This is a genomic window from Parvularcula sp. LCG005 (genome assembly GCF_032930845.1).
Lineage (GTDB): Bacteria > Pseudomonadota > Alphaproteobacteria > Caulobacterales > Parvularculaceae > Parvularcula.
In genome coordinates this window covers 604888-626641 of the sequence record NZ_CP136758.1, presented here as the reverse complement: position 1 = coordinate 626641, position 21754 = coordinate 604888, and the positions used below count along the sequence as shown (strand labels likewise).

24 protein-coding genes are annotated in these 21754 nt (G+C 60.8%); 10 read left to right on the top strand and 14 right to left on the bottom strand.

The window, feature by feature from the left end; all coding sequences use genetic code 11:
* Positions 1-18 precede the first annotated feature (18 nt).
* A complete protein-coding gene (locus tag RUI03_RS02895) occupies positions 19-1185 on the bottom strand; it encodes a DUF2336 domain-containing protein (RefSeq protein ID WP_317288788.1) in 1167 nt (388 codons plus the stop codon).
* A 97-nt stretch (positions 1186-1282) separates the two neighbouring features.
* On the opposite strand from RUI03_RS02895, the gene RUI03_RS02890 reads away from it, so the two are divergent.
* The 3 genes from RUI03_RS02890 to RUI03_RS02880 all read left to right on the top strand — a co-directional run bounded on the left by RUI03_RS02890 (position 1283) and on the right by RUI03_RS02880 (position 2880).
* Positions 1283-1579: a hypothetical protein gene (locus RUI03_RS02890; protein ID WP_317288787.1), complete on the top strand. Its 297-nt coding sequence runs from the start codon at positions 1283-1285 to the stop codon at positions 1577-1579.
* Positions 1580-1665: 86 nt separating this feature from the next.
* A complete protein-coding gene (locus RUI03_RS02885) occupies positions 1666-2247 on the top strand; it encodes a TonB family protein (protein ID WP_317288786.1) in 582 nt (193 codons plus the stop codon).
* Between the two features lie 81 nt (positions 2248-2328).
* A complete protein-coding gene (locus RUI03_RS02880) occupies positions 2329-2880 on the top strand; it encodes a hypothetical protein (protein ID WP_317288785.1) in 552 nt (183 codons plus the stop codon).
* 55 nt (positions 2881-2935) lie between these two features.
* Here the strand turns inward: RUI03_RS02880 and RUI03_RS02875 are convergent, their stop codons facing one another.
* On the bottom strand, positions 2936-4018 hold the full coding sequence (locus RUI03_RS02875; protein ID WP_317288784.1) for a 5-(carboxyamino)imidazole ribonucleotide synthase: 1083 nt from the start codon (positions 4016-4018) through the stop codon (positions 2936-2938).
* The gene (gene purE, locus RUI03_RS02870; protein ID WP_410795888.1) at positions 4018-4524 is read right to left on the bottom strand and encodes a 5-(carboxyamino)imidazole ribonucleotide mutase; all 507 of its coding nucleotides are present in this window, start codon (positions 4522-4524) and stop codon (positions 4018-4020) included. The genes RUI03_RS02875 and purE overlap by 1 nt, the downstream gene beginning before the upstream one ends.
* Before the next feature lie 170 nt (positions 4525-4694).
* On the opposite strand from purE, the gene RUI03_RS02865 reads away from it, so the two are divergent.
* Positions 4695-5216 carry a GGDEF domain-containing protein gene (locus tag RUI03_RS02865; RefSeq protein ID WP_317288782.1) on the top strand — a complete coding sequence of 174 codons (522 nt, stop codon included), beginning with the start codon at positions 4695-4697 and terminating at the stop codon, positions 5214-5216.
* Between the two features lie 20 nt (positions 5217-5236).
* Here RUI03_RS02865 and pgi read toward each other — a convergent pair whose 3' ends face one another.
* From pgi to RUI03_RS02840, 5 genes are all read right to left on the bottom strand, one after another.
* Positions 5237-6877, bottom strand: coding sequence for a glucose-6-phosphate isomerase (gene pgi, locus RUI03_RS02860; RefSeq protein WP_317288781.1), 1641 nt, complete (start codon positions 6875-6877; stop codon positions 5237-5239).
* 121 nt (positions 6878-6998) lie between these two features.
* The gene (locus RUI03_RS02855; RefSeq protein WP_317288780.1) at positions 6999-7604 is read right to left on the bottom strand and encodes a redoxin domain-containing protein; all 606 of its coding nucleotides are present in this window, start codon (positions 7602-7604) and stop codon (positions 6999-7001) included.
* A complete protein-coding gene (locus RUI03_RS02850) occupies positions 7601-9751 on the bottom strand; it encodes a protein-disulfide reductase DsbD family protein (RefSeq protein WP_317288779.1) in 2151 nt (716 codons plus the stop codon). The genes RUI03_RS02855 and RUI03_RS02850 overlap by 4 nt, the downstream gene beginning before the upstream one ends.
* A 2-nt stretch (positions 9752-9753) precedes the next feature.
* On the bottom strand, positions 9754-10935 hold the full coding sequence (locus RUI03_RS02845; protein WP_317288778.1) for a dipeptidase: 1182 nt from the start codon (positions 10933-10935) through the stop codon (positions 9754-9756).
* Positions 10936-10990: 55 nt separating this feature from the next.
* Positions 10991-11998, bottom strand: coding sequence for an SDH family Clp fold serine proteinase (locus RUI03_RS02840; RefSeq protein ID WP_317288777.1), 1008 nt, complete (start codon positions 11996-11998; stop codon positions 10991-10993).
* A 248-nt stretch (positions 11999-12246) separates the two neighbouring features.
* On the opposite strand from RUI03_RS02840, the gene RUI03_RS02835 reads away from it, so the two are divergent.
* Positions 12247-12807: a hypothetical protein gene (locus RUI03_RS02835; RefSeq protein WP_317288776.1), complete on the top strand. Its 561-nt coding sequence runs from the start codon at positions 12247-12249 to the stop codon at positions 12805-12807.
* A gap of 381 nt (positions 12808-13188) precedes the next feature.
* On the opposite strand, the gene RUI03_RS02830 is transcribed toward RUI03_RS02835, so the two are convergent.
* A complete protein-coding gene (locus RUI03_RS02830) occupies positions 13189-13854 on the bottom strand; it encodes a hypothetical protein (protein WP_317288775.1) in 666 nt (221 codons plus the stop codon).
* Between the two features lie 262 nt (positions 13855-14116).
* On the opposite strand from RUI03_RS02830, the gene RUI03_RS02825 reads away from it, so the two are divergent.
* The 5 genes from RUI03_RS02825 to RUI03_RS02805 all read left to right on the top strand — a co-directional run bounded on the left by RUI03_RS02825 (position 14117) and on the right by RUI03_RS02805 (position 17417).
* Positions 14117-15259 carry a M14-type cytosolic carboxypeptidase gene (locus RUI03_RS02825; RefSeq protein WP_317288774.1) on the top strand — a complete coding sequence of 381 codons (1143 nt, stop codon included), beginning with the start codon at positions 14117-14119 and terminating at the stop codon, positions 15257-15259.
* Positions 15260-15319: 60 nt separating this feature from the next.
* Positions 15320-16165: a type I methionyl aminopeptidase gene (gene map / locus RUI03_RS02820; RefSeq protein WP_317288773.1), complete on the top strand. Its 846-nt coding sequence runs from the start codon at positions 15320-15322 to the stop codon at positions 16163-16165.
* Entirely contained in the window at positions 16141-16893 is a 753-nt protein-coding gene (radC, locus tag RUI03_RS02815; protein WP_410795909.1) for a RadC family protein, read from the top strand. Before map ends, radC begins: the two co-directional genes overlap by 25 nt.
* Positions 16894-16980: 87 nt before the next feature.
* Positions 16981-17199, top strand: a complete 219-nt coding sequence (locus RUI03_RS02810) for a hypothetical protein (RefSeq protein ID WP_317288771.1) — start codon at positions 16981-16983, stop codon at positions 17197-17199.
* Positions 17181-17417, top strand: a complete 237-nt coding sequence (locus tag RUI03_RS02805; RefSeq protein ID WP_317289630.1) for a ribbon-helix-helix domain-containing protein — start codon at positions 17181-17183, stop codon at positions 17415-17417. Before RUI03_RS02810 ends, RUI03_RS02805 begins: the two co-directional genes overlap by 19 nt.
* A 53-nt stretch (positions 17418-17470) precedes the next feature.
* Here the strand turns inward: RUI03_RS02805 and RUI03_RS02800 are convergent, their stop codons facing one another.
* The 5 genes from RUI03_RS02800 to tolQ all read right to left on the bottom strand — a co-directional run bounded on the left by RUI03_RS02800 (position 17471) and on the right by tolQ (position 21725).
* Positions 17471-17995, bottom strand: coding sequence for an OmpA family protein (locus tag RUI03_RS02800; RefSeq protein WP_317288770.1), 525 nt, complete (start codon positions 17993-17995; stop codon positions 17471-17473).
* A gap of 242 nt (positions 17996-18237) precedes the next feature.
* Positions 18238-19569, bottom strand: a complete 1332-nt coding sequence (gene tolB / locus RUI03_RS02795; RefSeq protein ID WP_317288769.1) for a Tol-Pal system beta propeller repeat protein TolB — start codon at positions 19567-19569, stop codon at positions 18238-18240.
* A 96-nt stretch (positions 19570-19665) separates the two neighbouring features.
* Positions 19666-20544 (bottom strand): hypothetical protein, encoded by an 879-nt coding sequence (locus tag RUI03_RS02790; protein WP_317288768.1) that lies wholly within the window; start codon positions 20542-20544, stop codon positions 19666-19668.
* A 51-nt stretch (positions 20545-20595) separates the two neighbouring features.
* The gene (gene tolR / locus RUI03_RS02785; protein ID WP_317288767.1) at positions 20596-21009 is read right to left on the bottom strand and encodes a protein TolR; all 414 of its coding nucleotides are present in this window, start codon (positions 21007-21009) and stop codon (positions 20596-20598) included.
* 2 nt (positions 21010-21011) lie between these two features.
* A complete protein-coding gene (tolQ, locus tag RUI03_RS02780; RefSeq protein ID WP_317288766.1) occupies positions 21012-21725 on the bottom strand; it encodes a protein TolQ in 714 nt (237 codons plus the stop codon).
* Between the last annotated feature and the right edge of the window lie 29 nt (positions 21726-21754).

The following is a 21754-nucleotide window of genomic DNA, read 5'->3' as shown; positions in this document are numbered from 1 at the left end:
AGGGGCGGTCGCCGCGGGTCAGTGGGCGCTGGAATAGGTTTCCCGGCGCCAGTCCCAGTACCGCAGGACCGTGCGGGCATAGTCCCGGGCGATCATATCGAACGAGGCCATCAGGTGCTCCGCCTTCTCCTCGTCAAAGGCAGGCCCGGCCGCATCATCCTTCCGCATCAGGCGCGACTTGACCATGACATCAGCAAAGGCGCTTCGCGAAATGCCAATGCTCTTGCACAGGATCGCGAAAGGCTCACCGCCCCGATCATACAGGACCCGCGTAGCCGTGTCCGGTGACACCCCGGCTAGAAGGCCCGTGGCGGCACAGCGTTCTGGCGTCGGATTGGCGCGGGCCGCGGTCAGCATCTTGATGACCATGTCCATCGCCACCGCTTCGCCGTTGCTGCCGCGCGGCCGGTGCCGCCGGTCGCACAGGGTCAGCACCCGCTTGACCACGAGGTCAGGGTCAGGGTCCGGGAAGACCTCGATAAAAAGTTGCTTCAGCGAGTTCTGGATAATGCCGCGATCAATGGCGAAGCGGCTGAAGATCTTGCGCCGCTCGACAGCATTCACCCACCAGAACATCGTGAAGCCGTGGCGGGGCTGCAGTTCCAGGCGATGCAGAAGCGGCTCACGCAGGCTAGGATAGTCGATGGACATCTGCAGGAGGCGGTCAATCCGGGTTTCGGCCAGCGTGACCTCGCTGCGTGCCAAGACCATCTGGGAAATTGGCACGTCTTCCGCTTCCAACAGGGCCTCTGCGACCATGTCGGTGATTTTCAGCCGACGCACGATGATATCGCGATGCGCAGGGCCTACCCGCGCGGCCTCAACGAGCAGACAGTCCGGGATATCCTTGAGCTCACGCAGAAGAAATCCAGCAACATCAATATGTTCGAGGATCAACCTGCGAAGAAGGGCGATGGGCGGCGTCAGGACAGAGCTGAGCCGTTGGGCCACTTCGATCTTGAGCACGTCAGGCACGAAATCCAGAAGCTCATTGAGCATGTCGCCGGTGAAGGCCCGCTCATTTTCGTTCACCTGCCCGGCCGGCAGAGCGAGAATATCAAGGAGACGCCGCGCCAGCTCGGCCCGCTGGCTGGTGACGGCCAGTTCCGCAGGATCGACCCCCGCCGGGATGTGCGGGGCGTCCGGGTCGGCTTGATCAAAGGAATGGGCGGCGCTGCTGTTCACAGCGCAATCCCTACAGCAGCACATTTAACGGGACGTTTCCACTGGCCCTCCCGGCGCTGAAACGTTAGGAGAGATCAAGACCTTCAAAGGACCTGTCATGTCGCGTATTGCCGGGCTGTGTGCCCTGTCTGTTCTGGCCGCCGCCGCCCTTTCGGGCTGTGCCACTGAAGCCGATGTCGAAGGTCCTTATTATCCTTCGGGCTTCTCCGACGGTTGCCGGACGGCCGAGGCACAGCAGACGAGCTTTTCCCAGAAACAGTACCGCGACGAGGCTCTTTTCGACAATGATTCGTCCTACCGCACCGGCTGGCGCGCCGGGTTCAGCCAGTGTTCAGGCCGGACACAGGACATCAATGCCCGCCCGGGGGACCTTGGCGAGCAAGGCTCGTTCTAGCAGGCAGTTCAACTGCTAAATCTTCTTCTCGTCTCAACGAACGCGGATTAGCCTTTCTTTCTGACAACAGAAAAGAGGGTTAACCCATGGGAACGCTTAGGTTTTTTGCCGGCTCACCGATCGCGATGGTCGTGACCGTTGTACTGTTTCTGGTGATGTTCGGCCTGATCAGGCAGGAAATGCAGATGGCGGACCCCGTCGAGCGGCCTGTCCTGACGATCGGTCGACAGATCGTCGACACACCGCCGGCACGACCGGTTCAGCGCATTGTCGAGTTTCCGCCGCCGCCACCAGTCGTGACCACGACGCGCACCAGGGAGACAGACCCGACCGGCCCGACCATTGCTCCGCCCGCCGTCCCCACGACGATCACAGAAATCGGCCCCGTCAGCCTGACCGGCCTGCAACCGCTGATCCGCATCCCGCCCAGCTATCCGCAAAGTTGCGCCGCGCGGAACCTGTCCGGCCGTGTCGTCGTCCAGTATGACGTCACCAATGGCGGCGCGGTCACGAATGTCCGGGTCATCTCGGCCACGGACCGGTGTTTTGAGCGAAACGCCCGGCAGACGATTGAGGGTTGGAAATATCGCCCGTCCACCGGCGCAACGTCGGGCCTGCAGGCGTCGGACCTTACCCAGACCCTCGTCTACGATCTGGAAAATCCATAACGACCCCACGCGTCGCGGCCATTGCAGAAATGTCCGCGGCGCGGCTAACAAGGCTCCACCCAGACAGACAGGAGAGAAAGAATGCGTTTCGTGACACCAATCTGTGCAGCCCTTTTCGCTGCGCTGAGTTCCATGGCTTTTGCCGCCCCCTCCTTCACCGAGAAAGACGTCGTCAACTTCATTGACGCTGTTCAGAAGCTGGAAGCGGTCGGTGACAAATATCCCGACCTTGATCTTGAAAATCAGTTCAGTGGCCCAGACGCCATGGCGACGATGATCGACAAGGACGGCAATTTCCAGGTCTTTGAGCGTATCCTTGAACTGACAAAGGGCAATCAGGCCTTCCACAATGACGTTGCCGCCGCGGTGAAAAGCAGTGGCTTCTCATCCCTCGACAGCTTCGCCACCAAGGCTGACGATATTTCCATGGTGTTCATGGCGCTGAACATTTCCCAATCCGACCGGGATGAAATGGCGCAGATGACACCGGAAATGATGCAGATGATCCCGCCACAGATGAAGCCGCAGATCGAAATGGCGTTGAAGCTGTTCGAAGCGACGGCCAATGTATCAGAAGAAGAAAAAGCTCTGGTTCGCCCGCACCTCAAGGACATGGAAAAGGCATTCAACTAAGCCAGATCCATCGTTGTCAGAACGCCCCTCCTTCGAGGGGCGTTTTTTTTGCTCGTCAGCTGTCTGAACGTTCGGACAAGGCAACCGTGTGGCCCATCTTGCGCCCCGGCCGCGCCTCCGCCTTACCGTACAGCGTCACCGACAGATCCGCCTGCACAGTTAGGCGCAGCCAATCATTGGCCTCTGCGCCGATCAGGTTGGTCATGATGGCATTGCTGTGCCGGGCCGGATTGCCGAGCGGCCAGGCGGCAACCGCCCGTATGTGCTGTTCGAACTGACCCACCATGCAGGCCTCGTGAGTCCAGTGGCCGGTATTGTGGACACGCGGCGCGATTTCATTGGCGATGAGCCCCTCATCAGGGTGCACAAAGTATTCGACCGCCAGAACGCCGACATAGTCCAGCGCTTCCATCACCTTCGCAGTCAGATCTCGAGCCTGTGCCTCAATGTCAGTGCCAACACCGGCGGGGACGATGCTTCGGCGCAGAATGCCGTCCGCATGCTCGTTTCGCGGCAGGTCATAGAAGGCCATGTCGCCGTCGACGCCGCGGGCCGCGACCTGTGATACTTCACAGTCAAAATCGACAAACCCTTCAAGGACACAAGGCGACTGGCCACAATGCTCATAGGCGGCGGCAAGATCAGTCTCCGCCGATATGCGCGCCTGCCCCTTCCCGTCATAACCGAAACGCCGCGTCTTGAGGATACCGCGCCCACCGAGGCTGCGGGCCGCCGCCTCCAGAGAGGCCAGATCATCGACGGCATGAAATGGTGCGGTGGTCAGCCCGCACTCCCGCAGAAAGGTTTTTTCCGCAATCCGGTCCTGACAGACCGCCAGAATGCGCGCCCCGGGCCGCACCGGAATGCCGGCATCCTGCAGGATACGGACGGTTTCGGGGGGAATGTTCTCAAACTCGTAGGTCGCCGCATCAACCTGCGCCGCGAAAGCTCTCAGCGACGCTTCGTCATCATAGGCCGCAGCGATATGGGCGTCCGCGACACGGGCGGCGGGCGGATCAGCCTCCGGGCCGAATGTGTGAACACGAAAGCCGAGCTTCGCCGCAGCCACGGCCAGCATCCGGCCCAGCTGGCCCGTACCGACGATCCCGATTGTCGCGCCTGGGTCGAGCGGGCTCATTACTGATCCATGGGCAGGACCGGCGGCATCTCAACGACGCTGTCGGTCTGTTTCTTCCGCCAGTCCACCAGCCTGTCGCTGAGCGCGGCATCATTCAGTCCCAGGATCGATGCTGCCAGCAGGCCGGCATTCTTGGCGCCGGCCTCACCAATGGCCAGGGTGCCCACGGGCACGCCGCCCGGCATCTGAACAATTGAAAGAAGGCTGTCCCAACCCGACAGGGCGCGGCTCATGACCGGCACCCCCAGCACGGGGAGGTGAGTCATGGCGGCGACCATGCCGGGCAGATGCGCAGCACCGCCGGCCCCGGCAATGATGACCTTGTAGCCCTTGTCCGCGGCGCCATTGGCGAACTCCGTCAGGCGCGCCGGCGTGCGGTGAGCCGACACGATGAGATCTTCATGCTCTACGCCCAACGCATCAAGGACATCAGCGGCCGCTTTCATCGTCGGCCAGTCAGATGTGGATCCCATAATGATTGCAACAGGCGGCGTTCCCAAGGCCATGTTCTCTCCTCGTCACCCGGAAAAAAGAGGCCCCTACAGTATTTGCCGTAAAAATACAGCCCGGCATTTTCCCAAGGCATCGGCGGTCGTTCAATTCTTAACGTCTCTGGCCATGAAGCAGAAACTCGCAGGGCCGAGAGAAGAAGGATGCCGCAGAGGGAATTTGGCTGATGAGCGTCACAGAACGAAAGACCCTGTCGCTGAAAAGCGACACGAACCAGAAATACCTGTCGGAAATTGATCACCTTCGCCAGCAACTGGCTGAGGCAAAGCGAGAGCTCGCCGCTTGGCAACGCAAGAGCCGCACGGACAATGACCTGTCGGTTCTGCGTCCTCAGGCGTTCCGCAGCGCCCTGACCGAAGCCCGCACGGAACGGCGCGTTGCCGATGGTCCGGGCTGTTTTGCGCGTGTCACCCTGACCAGCCTGCCCGACATCCTGACAACCCATGGCGGGGAAGCGGCCGAGACCGCCCTCACCCATGTCGCCCAGCTGTTGTCAGGCCATGTGCGGTTTACAGATCAGGTGGGCCGGATGGGCGTCGGCACCTTTGGCGTCCTGCTGGCCTTCGCGCAGTTGGAGGACACCACCGATAAAATGCAGCGACTGAAGGCCAAGATCGAAGGGGCACAGTGTGAGCATGAGGGCGTCCGCCTGCCCATCACCCTCGCCCTGACGATGGAGAGCCTCTAAGCGCCCCGACCGAGTGGCGACTAGTGCCGCCACTCCTTGATCTTCTCAATCAGACCGGCCGTCGAGCCGTCATGCTGCCCCGTCGATGGACCCGTGAGTTCCGGCAGGATCGATTTGGCCAGCACCTTGCCCAGCTCAACGCCCCATTGATCGAAGGCGTTGATGTCCCAGATCACGGACTGACAGAAAATGCGGTGCTCATAGAGAGCGATAAGCGCCCCCAGCGTGTGCGGCGTCAGTTCTTCCATCAGGATAGAGACGGTCGGACGGTTGCCCGTAAAGACCTTGTGCGGGGCCAGTTTACTGATCGCCCCGACCGTCATGCCGTCTTTTTCCAGATCCGCGCGCACGTCATCGAGAGTCTTGCCCATCATCAAAGCCTCGGGTTGGGCCAGGAAGTTGGCCAGCAGCTTCTCATGATGGTCACCAAGCGGATTGTGGCTGCGCGCCGGTGCAATGAAGTCGCAGGGCACGACATCCGTTCCCTGATGGATCAGCTGATAGAACGCGTGCTGGCCGTTCGTCCCCGGCTCGCCGAACAGGATCGGGCCGGTGGCGTAGGTCACACGCTCGCCGGACAGGTTCACGCTCTTGCCGTTTGATTCCATGTCCGCCTGCTGAAGATAGGCGGCCAGACGGTGCAGATACTGGTCATAAGGCAGCACGGCATTGGTCGTGAAGCCAAGGAAGGACCGGTGCCAAACGCCGATCAGCGCCAGTATCAGCGGCAGGTTCTCGGTCAGCGGTGCGGTCTCGAAATGCCGGTCCATGGCCGCGGCACCGTCGAGAAGACTGCGATAATTGTCCCAACCGACCTGCAGGGCGATTGGCAGGCCGATCGCAGACCACAGAGAGTAGCGGCCGCCGACCCAGTCCCAGAACTGGAACATATTGTCCGTATCAATACCGAATTCAGAGACAGCAGGCCCGTTCGTCGACAGCGCAATGAAGTGTTTGGCAATGTCGGCTTCCGATGCGCCCTGGGACAGCAGCCAGTCCTTGGCCGTCTGGGCGTTCGTCATTGTCTCCTGCGTCGTGAACGTCTTGGACGCGACCACAAACAACGTGGTGGCCGGATCAATCACCTTCAGCGTCTCGGCCATATGTGTGCCGTCAACGTTGGACACGAAATAAGTCCTGCGGCCTTCGATATCGTAGGGTTTGAGCGCTTCTGTCACCATGACGGGACCAAGATCGGATCCACCAATGCCGATATTCACGACAGTATCCAGCGGCTTGCCCGTGAAACCAGTGTGTGTGCCCTGATGAATTTTGGAGCAGAACGCTTCCATCTGCGCCAGCACGGTCTGGATCTTCGGCATGACGTCTTCGCCATCGACCATGTATTTGTCGGCGGCATCGTCACGCAGGGCGACGTGCAGGACAGACCTGTCCTCGGTCACATTGATCTTCCCGCCACTGAACATCTTGTCACGACGGGCTTCAAGGCCGCAATCTTCGGCCAGCGCGAACAGGCCCGCCATGACATCCTTGGTGATGCGCGTTTTCGAATAATCGACAAACAGACCGGCCGCTTCGCCTGAGAAGCGGTCGAAACGGCCCTTGTCCTCAGCGAAAAGGTCCTTGAGATGCCGCTGGCCATCGGTATCCACCAGTTTCTGCAGCTGTTTCCACGCACGTAACTGTGTCCGGTCGGTCATTGGGCATCTCTCCACACATCAAAAAGGCCCGCGGCGGGCGCGGGCCGGGTCGGTCACGAATATGAGATTACACCGCCCCATGTCGAGGGTGTGCGGCAGATATTTCTGCCGCCACCAACGATCAGGACGCGTATTTGACGGAACAGCCGTAAGGCTGGCTCTGGCGGGTCACCACTGCTTCCCCTGACCGCAGGCTGTTCAGCGCGGCGGTCACGTAGTTGGTCGCCCGGCTGATATCGGCCTGGTTGCTGGACGGAATGCTGTCGATGGCGCCGGCATATTGCAGCGTCTGCGCCTCGTCGATGACGAACATATGCGGGGTCGTCTTGGCACCATAGAGCTTGCCGATCTCACCGCTCTCATCAAGCACCACATAGTTTGGTGCCGCATTGCGGTCTTTTGTCAGGGTATTGGCCTGCTCCGGCGTGGCATGGCCCTGCTGACCCGGTGCCGAGGAAATGATGGAAATCCACACCGTTCCGTCCGACGTCACCTTCTTCTGCAGCGCCTGCATATTACCGCTGTCATAGTGCTTCTGCACGAAAGGGCAGCCATCGTTGGTCCATTCAAGAACGACCTTCTTGCCTTCGAACTCCGAGAGACTGATCCGCTTGCCGCTGGCCGTCATGCCAGTGAAATCCGGCGCCTGTGAGCCGACGGCGGGGGCGGCGACGGCGAGGCCGATCGCGGCAACACCGCAGGCCATCATACTCAATAATGTTTTCATGAGGTCTCTCCTTCATCTTCACCGAAAAGCGCGAGGATCCCCTCAACGCTCAGCGTCTGGGGCAATATCTTGGCGGTCTCGGCGCCCGGCTCATAATATAGGTAGAGCGGAACGCCGGCGCGACCGTATTTTTCAAGCGCTTCTGTGATTTCCGGATCACGGCTGGTCCAGTCGGCCACCATGAACGCCACATCGTGGCGGCGAAACGCCGCCTGTACATCGTCACGCTGAAGCACGGTCAGCTTGTTGACCTGACAGGTGATGCACCATGCCGCGGTAAAATCGATAAAGACCGCACGGTCCTGGGCGAGCAGGTCGGACAGCGCCGGTTCTGAATAGGCGATGGTGCTTTCATCCTCCGATACGGGAGCACTGACCGGTGCGATCGACGCCATGGACCAGACGGGGATGAGCGCCAGCACCAGGGCAGCGGCCGCCACGATGCGAAGGACGAGGCCGTCCCTGCCCTGACTGCGCCCGAAGGCCCAAGCCGCGAGCGCAGCGAGCACTAGCGAGATACCGATCAGCAGCACACCTGTACTGCCCAGCTGAACGCTGAGCACCCAGACAAGCCAGACCAGTGTGGCGAACATGGCGAAGGAGAAGAGCTGGCGCAGCGTGACCAGCCACGGACCGGGACGCGGCATCCGCCGGGCGAAACCGGGGAAGAAGCTCAGCAGCAGATAGGGGAATGCGAGCCCCAGCCCGATGGCCATGAAGATCAGTACACCCGACAGCATGCCTGCGCTGGTCAACGCAAAGCCGATCGCCCCGCCAAGAAACGGACCAATGCAGGGGGCCGCCACCGCCACCGCGAGCAGGCCCGTGAAGAAGGCCCCTGCGCCGCCGCGTCGGTCGGCGAGTCCCGCGCCCAGCCCCTGCACCGACGTACCGACATCAAAGAGCCCGGCCAGATTAAGCCCGATAAGGAAGATGGCGAGCGCAAACAGCGCCACAGCCACAGGCGATTGCAGCTGGAACCCCCAGCCAAGCTGCTCACCCCCTGCACGCAGCAGCATCAGGACAACGGCCATGCCAAGGAACGTCACAAGCACACCCGCCGTATACAGAAGACCATGGGCGCGAACCTTCCCCTGTTGCTCCTGCCCCAGGGCTGCAAAACCGGCCGCCTTGAGCAGCACGATGGGAAAGACACAGGGCATGACGTTGAGGATCAGCCCGCCGACAAAGGCCAGCAAGAGCGTCACCGGCAGCAAAGGCGTTTTGGTGGGCACGACCGGCGCATTTGCCGGGGCTTTCGGGTCGTCAGTCCTGGCTGCACCTGTAGCCCCCTCCCCCAGGAACGGCAGATCACTGTTCGGTTCGGTTCGAGGTGCCGCGATGGTGTAGCCCACGCGGTCGCCGCCCTCCTCAATGACTATCACACCGGAGAGGCGTTCAGGCTGTTGCGCCTGATAGGCAAAGCCGGCGACGAACTGGAAATAATCAACACCGCCATCGCGGATCGTCAGAACCTCACCCGACGGTTCGATGACGGACGGCGCATAGGGAAAGAATTCCGTAGGCCCCCGGGGCAATCCATCAAGCGCCAATACCGGTCCTTTGGGTGTATCGTAATAGGTGGCCCCAAACGGCGCCGGCGTGGGCTGCGCGGCCAGCGCGTCCTCGATTCGACCAGCAAATCGCGTCGGCTTGGCCGCTCCCTCACGCACAGGCAGGGACATGCGCAGCGTGGCATCCTCAGGCACACAGATGTCCTTGCAGATCAGCCAGGTCGCCGCGACTTCGATGGGAATGGACGTGCCGGCCGCCACTGTGTCGTCCACGGTGAGATCGACCAGAAAAACGGGCTCATCTTCATGCCCGTAATTGACTAGCGGCCCGAGTGGCAGGCGATGCGGCAGCGGATACCGGGCTGGGCCAGCACTCACGCCATCCGGCAAGGTCCACCGCAAATCGAGGGGCAGCCCGGAATCCCCGGGGTTCTGCCAATAGACATGCCAGTGGTCTTCCAACTCCTGCACGATGCCCAGCGTGATTGTCTGCCCCGGCTGGACCGCTTCATACTGGGTGGCGAGGCGCGTCGAGGCGTGTCCGGTCTTGACCGGCGGGCCGACCTGGGCCGCGGCGGGGACCAGCCAGCACAGCGCCAGCATGAGAAGTGTCAGCACACTGTTCAATCGCATGGTCAGTTCAGTTCCTCTGGCAGAGCGGCAAGGAAAAAGCGAAGCGTGTTGCCGCCCATCACCTTCACCACCTGATCATCCGTCAATCCGGCACGCAGGAGAGCATCGGTCAGGGCTGGCAGTTCGGAGACGTCGAAATAGGTCGTGACCGACCCGTCATAGTCCCCGCCAAGCGCGATGGCATCTTCACCGAAATGGTCGATCCCGTATTTGATCATGGCGGCGACACCATCGGGGGAGCCGTCACAGACCGCATCGTCCCAGAACCCGACGCCGATCAGCCCGCCACGCGCGGCGATCTGTGCCATCAGCTCATCGGAGATGTTCCGTGCGCTGTCGCACGCGCCCTTAAAGCCGGTATGGCTGAGGATCACGGGGCGGTCGGTCATCGCCAGCACCTCCCGCACCACCGCTTCGGAAGAGTGGGCCACGTCGATAATGACGCCCCTTTCTTCCATCCGCGCCACGGCAGCGCGCCCAAAATCCGTCAGGCCCGCTTTGGTGATGCCGTGCAGCGAGCCGCCAAGTTCATTATCAAAGAAATGCTGCAGCCCCATTACGCGATAACCATCCGCATAGAGCACATCGATATTCTCAGGCTGGCCTTCCAACGGATGCGCGCCTTCCGTGCCCAGCAGGGCGGCAATAGTCCCAGGATGGCTGGCGCGCCGAGCCTCAGCGGCGGCAAGGTCCGCCCGGGTCAGAACCAGGAAAACATCATCGTCGGTCTGCACCACATCTCTCAGCCGGGCGGCCTGAAACCGCGCGCGCTCAAGCAATGAGTCATAGGTGCGGATCGGCCAGCGCTGGGCGAAGGCGAGCAGCGTGATATCGTCTGCCTCGCTCGTATTCTCTTCGTAATTGAGGTCAGGCGGCGATTTCGTGACCACCGTAAAGAGCTGCAGGAACATGCCCCCTTCGCGCATGCGGGGCAGGTCCACATGCCCCCGCCCGTGCCGGTCACGCGGATCGCGCATCCACAGGAAGGTGTCCGCATGCAGATCCGCGACGGGGATGGTGTCGTGCAGGGCCTGCGCCTTGGCACTCACGGGCCATGGATCGTGGGCGACCACAGCGTTGAGATTGCGGTCCACCTTTGCCGGCACGATCCAGAAGATCGCCACCGCCCCAATGATAAGAAGAAGCAGCACCACGAGGATGCCGATTTGCGTGATCCGTTTCATGGGACCCAGCCTTACAGGAGGCCGCGCGTCCCGCCCAGTACGCTGCGCGCGACCGTCAGCCGCGATAGTCGCGGCGTTGGCCCCGCCCCGGTCCCGGCTCCCCCTGGGACGCCAGATCCCGCGGGTTCCACGGACCGTAGGAAAAGCTGCGCGCGCCCGCGCCGGGCTGGTACCCGGTGAAGGGGAAGCGTTCGGCGTCCGTCGGTTCGATCGCCATGGCCGGGGCCACGGGCGGGCGGCGCCGGGCGAACGGGTTGAGCCATGAGCCGATGTCGAGGAATTTCACATCCCGCCCCTGCAGCCGGTCGGGGAACAGTGCCATGATGGACATGATGTCCTCCGGCACGCCTTCGGTGACGGGCAGGCCCATCCCGGCCGCCTCGCTCGCCTCAATCGGATAGTCATGGGTCCAGCGGCCGCTCGACAACAGATCGCCGAGGGCCAGCGCCTTCTGCGCCGGCACCGTGCCGGCCAGAAGCTCTGACGCCGCGCGCTGCAACTGGGCGCGCGCCTTCTCCGCCACATCGGCGAGAACGAGAGTGTAATCCTCCACCGCATTGGCATCCTTCATCGCCACCACCCGCGCGATGGAGGCCGCAGGCAGCCCGCCAATCTGCGGGTCGATGGGTCCCAGCACCGCATGGGGGCTGAGGCAGATACGGTCCGCGGCGAGCGCGATCAGCGTACCGCCGGACATCGCATAGTGCGGGACAAAGACCGTGGTCGGCGCCGGGTGCGCCTTGACCGCGCGCGCCACCTGCAGCGCCGGCAGGATCAGCCCGCCCGGGGTGTGCAGGATCAACTCCAGCGGGGTGTCCTTCGGCGTCGTACGAATGGCGTTCAGCACATCCTCGGACGTATTGAGGTCGATATAGCGAAGCTGAGGGATGCCGAGCAGCGCCATCGGCTCCTGCCGGTGCACAATGGCGATCAGGCGGGATTTGCGCTTTTTCTGGACCTGAGCAAAGCGCCGCTCCACCTCTCGCCCGTGCCGCCGCCGCGCCATGGCAGGCAGCACGAACAGGATCACAAAGAAAATCAGATAGGGAAAGATCCCCCACAACCCGTCCAGCATGCCCTACTCCCACTCAAGACAACCCGCCCATGAGGGGGAAGCGTATCACAGGGAATGGGGATTGGTAGTGGTGACGACTTGATCTTATTCGGCGATCCACTCAGCCTTTTTGCGTGGGCCAAGTGACGTGCCGGCCAACCGGGTCTTGCGCATTAAGGCTTTATCAACCCTCTGTTGACGACCGCCGACGGCCCTGTAGCCTGAGCACGCAACCAAATGGACAATTAGGGGGTCCCATGAAAGCCATTCTCTCCGCTGCGGTTATGGCCGCAGCATCTATCACCGGTGCGGCCCATGCCGCGCCTGTCAACGATCTGATCGAAAACGCCATCGCGTTGGGCAGCACCACGACCATTATCGGAGGCACCACTATTGACGCCACCACGGATATCGGTGCCCCTTTTGCCGGGACACCAGTCACGTCCCCTGGCGTCTGGTACACGACTGTCGGCAACGGCTCTGACTTTACGGTCAGCACCTGTAATGCTGCCACTTTCGACACAAAGATCAGTGTCTATGCGGACTATGATGGCAGCAATCTGTCATCTCTGACGCCCATCGCCGGGCAGGATGACGTGGCCGGCTGTTTAGGGTTTACCACAGAATTCGATTTCCTTGCCGAGGCGGGAGAACTCTATTGGATTCTCGTTCATGGCTTTGGTGGCGACGCGGGCAATTTTGACCTGACCCTGACCGTTGGCGAAGGGGCGGAAGTGCCTCTGCCGGCGGCAGCGTTACTGTTTGTTCCGGCCCTTGGCGGCATCATCGCCACTCGCCGCAAGGCCCGCGCGAAATAATCAGTGCACGTCAGATGTATAAGGGCGAGGGCCAGTCGGCACCTCGCCCTTTTTTGTGGGTGGTGGAGCGGTTGGATGGCCTTTGCGCGAAAGCACAAATTCGCCGGTCAGAACACCAACTCTTGATGGAGGGTTTGCTGGCATCCGTCTTGGGTCATGCAATCACCCTGCGCCGCCGCGCCATGGCGGACAGGATCACAAAGAAAATCAGAGAGGGAAAGTTCTCCCACAACCCGTCCAGCATGCCCTACTCGCGCACAAGGCGACCCGCCTGTTGGATGTGAACGTATCATAGGGGCTGGGGATTGGTGGTAAGGCACCTTTCTACCTAAATATTCAGAGGCGCGATATATAGGCGTCGCCAACGGGGCGTATAGGCTGTCACCTTAGCCGAATTCCGAGTAGGTTTTCGATATCTTTCATTAGAAGATGATCACGCAATGTAGTATCCGCGGCAATCGACATTTTATCCAGCTCATCCGATAATTTTGACAACGACCGTGACTGGGTCGAAAGAGAACCAATACCAGTTGCAGCATTCGCAAGACTTTCGATAGCTGGGTCGTAGGCTCGTGCCATTGCAACCGCATTGGCCAAAACATCTGATGCAGTCGCCCGCTCAAGCGATCGATCTGTGGGTAGAGAAATACCGATCAACTTCAAATGTGACTGATAAGCAAAGCCTGAAGCCGCCATTTCTTCTAATGTAGCCCCAAACCCCCCCGGCCGCGTACCGACATAGCTATTGGCGTACGTATGAATTTCCTTAGGCGCGTTCGATCCATTGCGAGCATTCGCTCTATCGGCTCTTATTTGCCTAACTAGCTTATCCTTATCCCTGTCGTATGCGCGCTTCAGACGGCGAACCACGCTATCAACTTGAGTGGAACCTTTAGCGGCCATAACCTGCAGGTCGATTCCTACTTCACAAGCCGCCGCTTTTACTGACAAGGTAGGATCGTCGAAAATAGCGTTCGCAATGAGCAAAAGTTCGTGCTGATCATTTTTTCTAGGACGTCCCCGTCGCTTTTTTTGGGTCATGGTCATTTCAGATTACTCCTTGAGTTTCTCGTTTGTTCCTACTCGATCATCGCATCGCGAATCCACGGAGAAAAACATTGACTTTATTATTTTTATTTTGGCGATTTCGGACAAAAATACTTTCCACAATTGCTGACCGGACAAAATTAGGCACTGGGTAGGCTCATGCCCGACCGGTCAGACGTCGTTCTTGTTCGAACAGGCGATACCTCGAACTCTCTCGCCCCCACCCCTTCTCCCTTCTCCCCATCCGGCCTATATGCCGGGCATGACACATGCGCCCCTTTCCATCTCCGTCCCCCATGATTCCGGCAATATCGAAGTTCTCGATTCCAGTGATCCCCGCTCCATCCGCCTGAACATCCGCAAGGATGGCGCGGCGGACTATTACCAGTGGTTCTATTTCCGCCTGGTCGGGGCCGAGGGTGAGGACTGTCACCTGAAGATCGAGAATGCTGGCGGCTCGTCCTATGTGGACGGGTGGAAGAATTACTGGGCGGTTGCGTCCTATGACCTTGAGCACTGGTTCCGGGTCGATACGTCGTATGCGGAGGGCACGCTGTCGATCCGCCACACCCCGGCGCAGCAGTCGGTCTATTACGCCTATTTCGCGCCCTACCCGATCGAGCGCTATCGCATGTTCGTCGCCGATGTGGCGCAGTCCCCGCTGGTCACCCAGATCCCGCTGGGCCAGACCCTGGATGGGGAGCCGCTGGACCTGTTCCAGGTGGGCAGTCACGCAGCCGGCAAGCCCGTCGTCTGGGTCATTGCGCGCCAGCATCCGGGCGAGAGCATGGGCTCATGGTGGATGGAAGGGTTCCTGCCCCGCCTCCTCGATGAGGACGACGCTGTCGCCAAGGCCGTGCGCGATGAGGCCGTCTTCTATGTCGTGCCGCTGGTGAACATTGACGGCTCCCGCCGTGGGCACCTGCGCACCAATGCCGCCGGCACCGACCTCAACCGCGCCTGGGCCGAGCCGTCGCTGGAGACGAGCCCCGAGGTCTTCCACATCCGCAACAAGATGGATGAGACCGGCTGCAACCTCTTCCTCGACGTGCATGGGGATGAGGTGATCGCCAACAATTTCATCGCCGGGGCCGAGGGCATCCCCAGCTGGAATGAAGAACAACAGGCGCGGCTCGACCATTTCATGGCGACGCTCGAAGCGATCTCTCCCGCCTTCCAGAGGAAGGAGGGCTATCCCCTCAGCGCGCCGGGACAGGGCAACCTGAAGATCGCGACGGACCAGATTGCCGAGCGCTTTGGCTGTCTCGCCATGACCCTGGAAATGCCGTTCAAGGACGCCGCCATCCTGCCCGATGAGAATGTGGGCTGGTCGCCGGAGCGCTGCGCCGATCTTGGCCGCTCCTGCCTCGATGCGATCCGCGCGGCGATCAAACGCGGCCTTTAAGGCGATAAAGTGCTGCCGGCGGGTCTGTTATCCGCCGGCCAAACCGACTAGATCACTCCCATGGATCAAGAGATTATCGAAAGCCCCGCCTCCTCCCGCTTCCTGACCTATGGCCAGGAGGGGTTTGAGGGCATGCGCGCGGCGGGCCAGCTGGCGGCCCGGTGCCTTGATATGCTGGCATCTGAAGTGCAGCCCGGCGTCACGACCCAGCATCTCGATGATCTCGCGCACCAGTTCATCCTCGACAATGGCGCCCTGTCCGCGACCGTCGGCTATCGGGGCTATCGCCACAATCTGTGCATCTCCCCCAACCATGTGATCTGCCACGGCATGCCGGGGCCCAAGCCGCTGAAAGATGGGGACATCACCAATATCGATGTCACCGTCATCGTCGATGGCTGGCACGGTGATACGAGCCGTATGTATTACGTGGGTGAGCCCAAGGTGAAGGCGCAGCGCCTGACCGAGGTGACGTTCGAATGCCTGTGGAAGGGCATTGAGGTCGTCAAACCCGGTGCTACCTTGCGCGATATAGGCCGGGCCATTCAGGATCATGCCGAGGCGGCCGGTTTCTCCGTCGTGCGCGATTTCTGCGGCCATGGGGTCGGGCGGACATTCCATACCGCCCCCAATATCGTCCACTATGCCGAATTCCGGGACGGCCTTGGCCGCACCCACCGCACGCCGGAGACACCGCTGGTTGAGGGCATGTTCTTCACCATCGAACCGATGATCAATGCCGGTCGCCCGGACGTCCGCATGATGAAGGATGGCTGGACCGCCGTGACCCGGGACAAATCCCTCACCGCGCAGTTCGAGCATTCGCTGGGTGTGACAAAGGACGGGTACGAAGTGTTCACCGGCTCACCCACGGGCCTCGACTGCCCCCCTTACACGATCGACTGACGCGCGCTGCCGTGGGGGAGGACAGCAGCAAACCGGACCATGTGGGTCATCGTGAGCGTCTCCGTCTGCGGTTTCGCAAGGCGGGTCCCGACGGGCTTCAGGATTATGAGCTGCTCGAGCTGATCCTTTTCAACGCCATTCCGCGCCGGGATGTGAAGCCGCTCGCCAAAGCCCTCTTGCGGCAGTTCAGGACCTTCGCCGATGTCATCGCCGCACCCCGCGATCAGCTGTTGAGCGTCCGTGTCGAGCAGGAAGGTCGCCCGCCTCTGAAAGCGACTGAACGGGTGGCCGATGAGTTCGCGATGATCCGCGCTGCCTCGCTGCAATTCCAGATGGCCAATGTCATTGACCGGCCCGTCATCTCGTCCTGGAAGGACCTCCTGTCCTATTGCCGCTCAACCGCTGCCTATGAGCCGATTGAGCAGTTCCGGGTCCTGTTCCTGAACAACAAGAACGCCCTGATTGCCGATGAGCGACAGCAGACCGGCACAATCAATCATACCCCCGTCTATCCACGCGAGGTCATCAAACGCGCCATCGCGCTGAACGCGGCGTCGATTATTCTCTTGCACAATCACCCCTCGGGGGATCCGACACCGTCCCGCGCTGATATAGAAATGACCAAGCAGATCGTGGCGGCCGCCCGATCTGTCGACATTGCCGTGCATGATCACCTTGTCATTGGCCGCGGTGAGACGGCCAGCTTTCGGTCACTGGGCCTGCTTTAACGCTCCCGCTCCCGCCGCTTGTGGCACGACGCTTGCGATGGCAGAGCGTGCACACCTACTTTTCTCGCGTTGAGGCAGGAGATCATCATGGCCGACAAACCATCCCACAGCCGGGTTCGCATTGCGCTCGCCCAGTTCTGTTATTCACATTCCATCGACCTTGAAGACCTTCTCGCGGCGCTTGGCGTGACCGGCGGCACAGACGCAGAAGCCATGGCCCACATGGCCGGTGTCCTCGACGGCATGAACATCGCCGCCAGCCGCATCCGCGAACACGGTCTCGATAACTGGGCCCGCAGCAACTGATCAAACGGTCGATCACGCTGAAGGGTCATCGCACCAGCCTGGCCCTTGAGGCGCCCTTCTGGGACGCGCTGGATCAGCTTGCGCGGGATCGCGGCCAGCCTCTGGCACAGATCATCACTGAGGTGGATGCAGAGCGCGATGGCGGTCTGGCGTCCGCCCTGCGCGTTCTTGTGCTGGAAGCCGCAAGAGCCGGCCAGCTGGCATCACCCAAGGCATAAAAAAACCCCGGCAGGTCATGCCGGGGTTTCTTCATTCGAAAGATCGAAAAGGCTTAGGCGCCAACAGTCGACAGCAGAATTGTTGTCGAGTTCCGGTTCATCGCCCAGGCATCTGGGGTCGAACGGTTGTCAATTGGACGCTCTTTACCGTTGGAAATGACGGAAACGCGTGACGGGTCAATCCCCAGTCCGACAAGGTAGGCCTTGGCAGCGTTGGCGCGACGCGCGCCGAGAGCCAGGTTGTATTCGCGGGTGCCGCGCTCGTCGCAATTGCCTTCCAGGCGGACGCGCGCTTCAGGATATTCCTTCATCCAGGCAGCCTGACGACGCAGCACAGCCTGTGCTTCGTTGGTCAGATTGTACTGGTTGTACCCGAAGAAGACGCGGTGACCGACATTCTTCTCAAGGTCTTCCATCGAACCCGGAACCGGGCCCGCTGGTTGCACGACTTCTGCGCGTGGTTCGACGGTTTGCGTCGCCATGTCGTCAGTCGTGTCTGTTTTCTTCGTCGACGCGCAAGCCGCCAGCGTCGCTAACGCTACGATTGATGCGCTTTTCGCAAAAACTTTCATCAGCATTTGAAGCTCCACTCTGCCTGCTGCTCTTTTAATCCCAGGCTCTCGGCTCTGCAGCCGTCGAACCCCCACATAAGGGCTCGGCCAGTGCAGCGCTTCTACGCTGAATAGCTTGCCCAATTCTTTCAATTGACCGCACTACAAATTAAATCTGTGGCACAATCAAGGTTACCCTGGGGCTATCGTAGCCCGCAATTTTGACGCTTTCAATAAATCCGCGTCAAAAGTCGAAGATATTCGCTCTTTTATTTGAGCGGCGGCGACCATGCAGGGTCGGACGCTTCAACAGGTGTTGGCACCTTGCGAAGGTTTTGCCCTGTGAGGTCAACACTGTAGAGACCGACCGGACCACCGGGGCGGTCTTCGCGGAAGAACATGATGACACGGCCATTGGGGGACCAGGTCGGCCCCTCATCCAGGTAGCTCTCCGTCAGCAGGCGCTCATTCGACCCATCCGTGCCCACAACGCCGATATAAAAGCGGCTCTTGTACTGCCGGGTAAAGGCGACAAGGTCACCACGTGGCGACCAGACCGGCGTACCGTAGATCCCGTCACCGAATGTGATGCGGCGCTGATTCGTGCCGTCGGCGTTCATGACGTAGATCTGCTGGCTGCCGCCACGGTCCGATGCGAAGGCAATCTGGCTGCCATCGGGCGACATGGACGGCGAAGTATCGATGGCGGGATTGTTCGTCAGCTTTGTGATCCGACGTGTCGGCAGATCCATCTTGGCGACTTCGGTGTTGCCGTTCTCTTCGATCGAGAACAGCAGGCCATTGCCGTCGGGCGTGAAGCGCGGCGAGAAGGTCATGCCGCGGAAACTGCCCAGCGCTTCCTGCGCCGTTGTCTCAAGGCTGTAGAGATAAACCTGCGCCGGCTTGTCATCGAACAGCGCCAGATAGGTGATCTGCTGGCTCGTTGGCGAGAAGCGTGGTGTAAGCGCCTGATAGCCAAGACCATCGGTCAGGACGGATGGATTGGCACCATCCTGGTCCATGATCATCAGCTGCTTTTTGCGATCCACTTTAGGGCCGCTTTCGCCGACGAAAACGATCCTGGTATCGAAATACCCTTCCTCGCCGGTCAGCGTCTCATAGACAAAGTCGGCAATCTTGTGGGACTGGCGGCGCCAGTTATCCGACCGCATACGGAACGCCATATTGCCAAGCTGCTGGTTGCCGTAAACATCCCACAGCCGCACGATGACCCGCATCGTCCCGTCAGCTTCCTCTTCCAGTTCGCCGACCAGAAGAACGGTCGCATTGATCATGCGCCAGTCAGGGAAGCGAGGGCGAACGTTGACGGTCGACAGCTGCTCAATGAAGGCCCGATCATCGATCGGCGCAAACAGGCCAGAACGCTCAAGGTCACCCTCGATGACTTCATTCATCCGGGCGCTGATTTCCATCGCGCCAGGCGTCGATGCGATAAAGTTCGGGGCCGCGATCGGCATCGGTTCGGACCGGCCGCGGGTAATGTCGATCTCCGGCACGTCCTGCGCCATGGCCTGAGGCATGCTGAATGGCATCAGCGCCAACAGGCTGACAGCAAGGGGGCGAAGGGTCTTCAACCGCATGATCGACAATACTCCTCAGTTCTTATGTTCGAGGTCAGCGCGCCATTTAGCGCAATGACCGAGACTGTAGAAGGAGAGCGGGACCCTCCTCCCATATTAATTTAAGGTAGGCCGGAAGTTCAGGATAACGACCTGCCACTCACGATATCGGCCCGGATCAAGAAACTCATAAGGAGCGCACGCCTCAGCGGCCTGAACGGCACGCAAACGGGCCGCCCGCCAGTACTGGTTCCCCGACCGGTTGATCTCACCGTCGTTAAGCACCTCGACCGGCTTCGCCAGTTCACCAGTAATGGTGAACGTGAAGCGCAGGCGCACGACCAGCGATTCAGGGTCTTTGGCCCCAAGGTCTGTGGACCAGCAGCGTTGCATGGCCCGATTGAACGCTGCCTCTTCCGTAATGGTCAGCTGGCGCCCCTCGCCGATCTGCTCAGAGTCAAAATCACCGACCGCCGCCTCAGGACTGATCTCCTGCGGCTTACGGCGATCCTTATCGTCCGGGTCCAGATTTCTCAGGCTGTCGGACAGGTCACCAAGGTCGAGCTCATCCTCAGCTGGCTTTGGCGGCTCCTGCTTCGGCGGTTCTTTTTTGGGCGGATCAGGTTTCGGCGGATCCGGTTTCGGTGGATCCGGCTTGGGCTCTTCCTTAGGCGGCTCCGGCGTCGGATCCGGCACAGGATCGACGACAGGCTCGGGCTTTGGCTCCACCACAGGCTCAGGCTGCGGCTCAGGCTCGGTCGTCTGGGGCGGCTCGGGCTGAGGGTCCGGCTGCGTCACGGGCGGCGTTTCGGCCGCGGGTTCGTCTTTCCGCGTCTCAGGAATGGAGATCAGCTCGCCGAGCTCTGCCTTCGAGATGACCTCGATGGGGATCGGCGGCGTATAGACCGGCGGTTTCCGCGCAGGCAGCCACCCCATGAAAAACGCCGCAATGACGCCTGCATGGAGGAGCAAGGAGAGGACAACGGAAAAACGCATGGGCGGCTGAACTTAAATCCCTGTTTGAACTGAGGCAGCAGAGAGTGCCGCTTATTCCGTGACCAGACCGATTTGTGTGAAACCGGCGGCATTCAGGCGGCCGATGACCTTGGCCACATCATCATAGGCCACGGCGCGGTCGCCCTGGACATAGATGCGCTGGCTGTAGCCAGCAGCGGCCACGGCGCGCAGATGCGGCACGAGATTGTCGTAATTGATCAGCGTTTCCTGGACGTAGATCGAACCATCCGCCCGCACCGTTACGGCCAGCGGCTCACCGGGATCGGTCATCGCCTTGGCCTCGGTCTCAGGCAGGTCGACTTCGACACCGACGGTGAGCAACGGCGCGGTGACCATGAAGATGATGAGCAGCACCAGCATGACGTCCACCATGGGCGTCATGTTGATCTCGGCCATGGGCTGGGAGCGGCCCCGTGGTCCTGTTGCGCGAATTCCGCCCGCCATGATCAGGCCTGCCCATCAAGACGGCGCGACAGGATCGCGGAGAATTCAGCAGCGAACCCTTCAAGCCGAACAGCATAGGAGTTCAGTGCAGAGGAATAGCGGTTATAGGCCACAACAGCCGGGAGGGCGGCGAAGAGGCCGATAGCCGTCGCGAACAGTGCCTCGGCGATACCGGGCGCCACAACCGCGAGGCTGGCATCACCACTGGCAGCGATCCCTTGGAAGGAGTTCATGATGCCCCAGACGGTACCCAACAGGCCAACGAACGGCGCGGCTGACCCGATAGTCGCCAGCACCGACAACTGGCTGCCCGCCTTTTCAAGCTCACGCGACACAGCAACATTCATCACCTTGTCCACGCGCTCCTGAGTCGTGACCGACAGGCGGGGGTCCGGTTTGCCGGATGCCGTGGCGCGAACGAATTCGTCCATGGCCGTGGTGAAGACCCGCGCCATGGCGTGATCAGGCTTGTCCTTGACCCGACGGTGCAGGTCATCGAGCGGCTTGCCCGACCAGAACTGGTCCTCGAATTTCCGCGCTTTCGTCTTGAGCGAGGAGAACGTCATCGATTTGTCGATGATGATGGCCCAGGTCCAGACACTCGACAGCGCCAGCACCAGCATGATGAACTGAACGACGATATCAGCGGACTGGATCATTCCCCAGATCGAGAAATCAGCTCCAAGCTCTCCCGTCACTACGCTGGTGGTTTCCATCAGACAAACGCTCCTCAAAACAGTCCGTT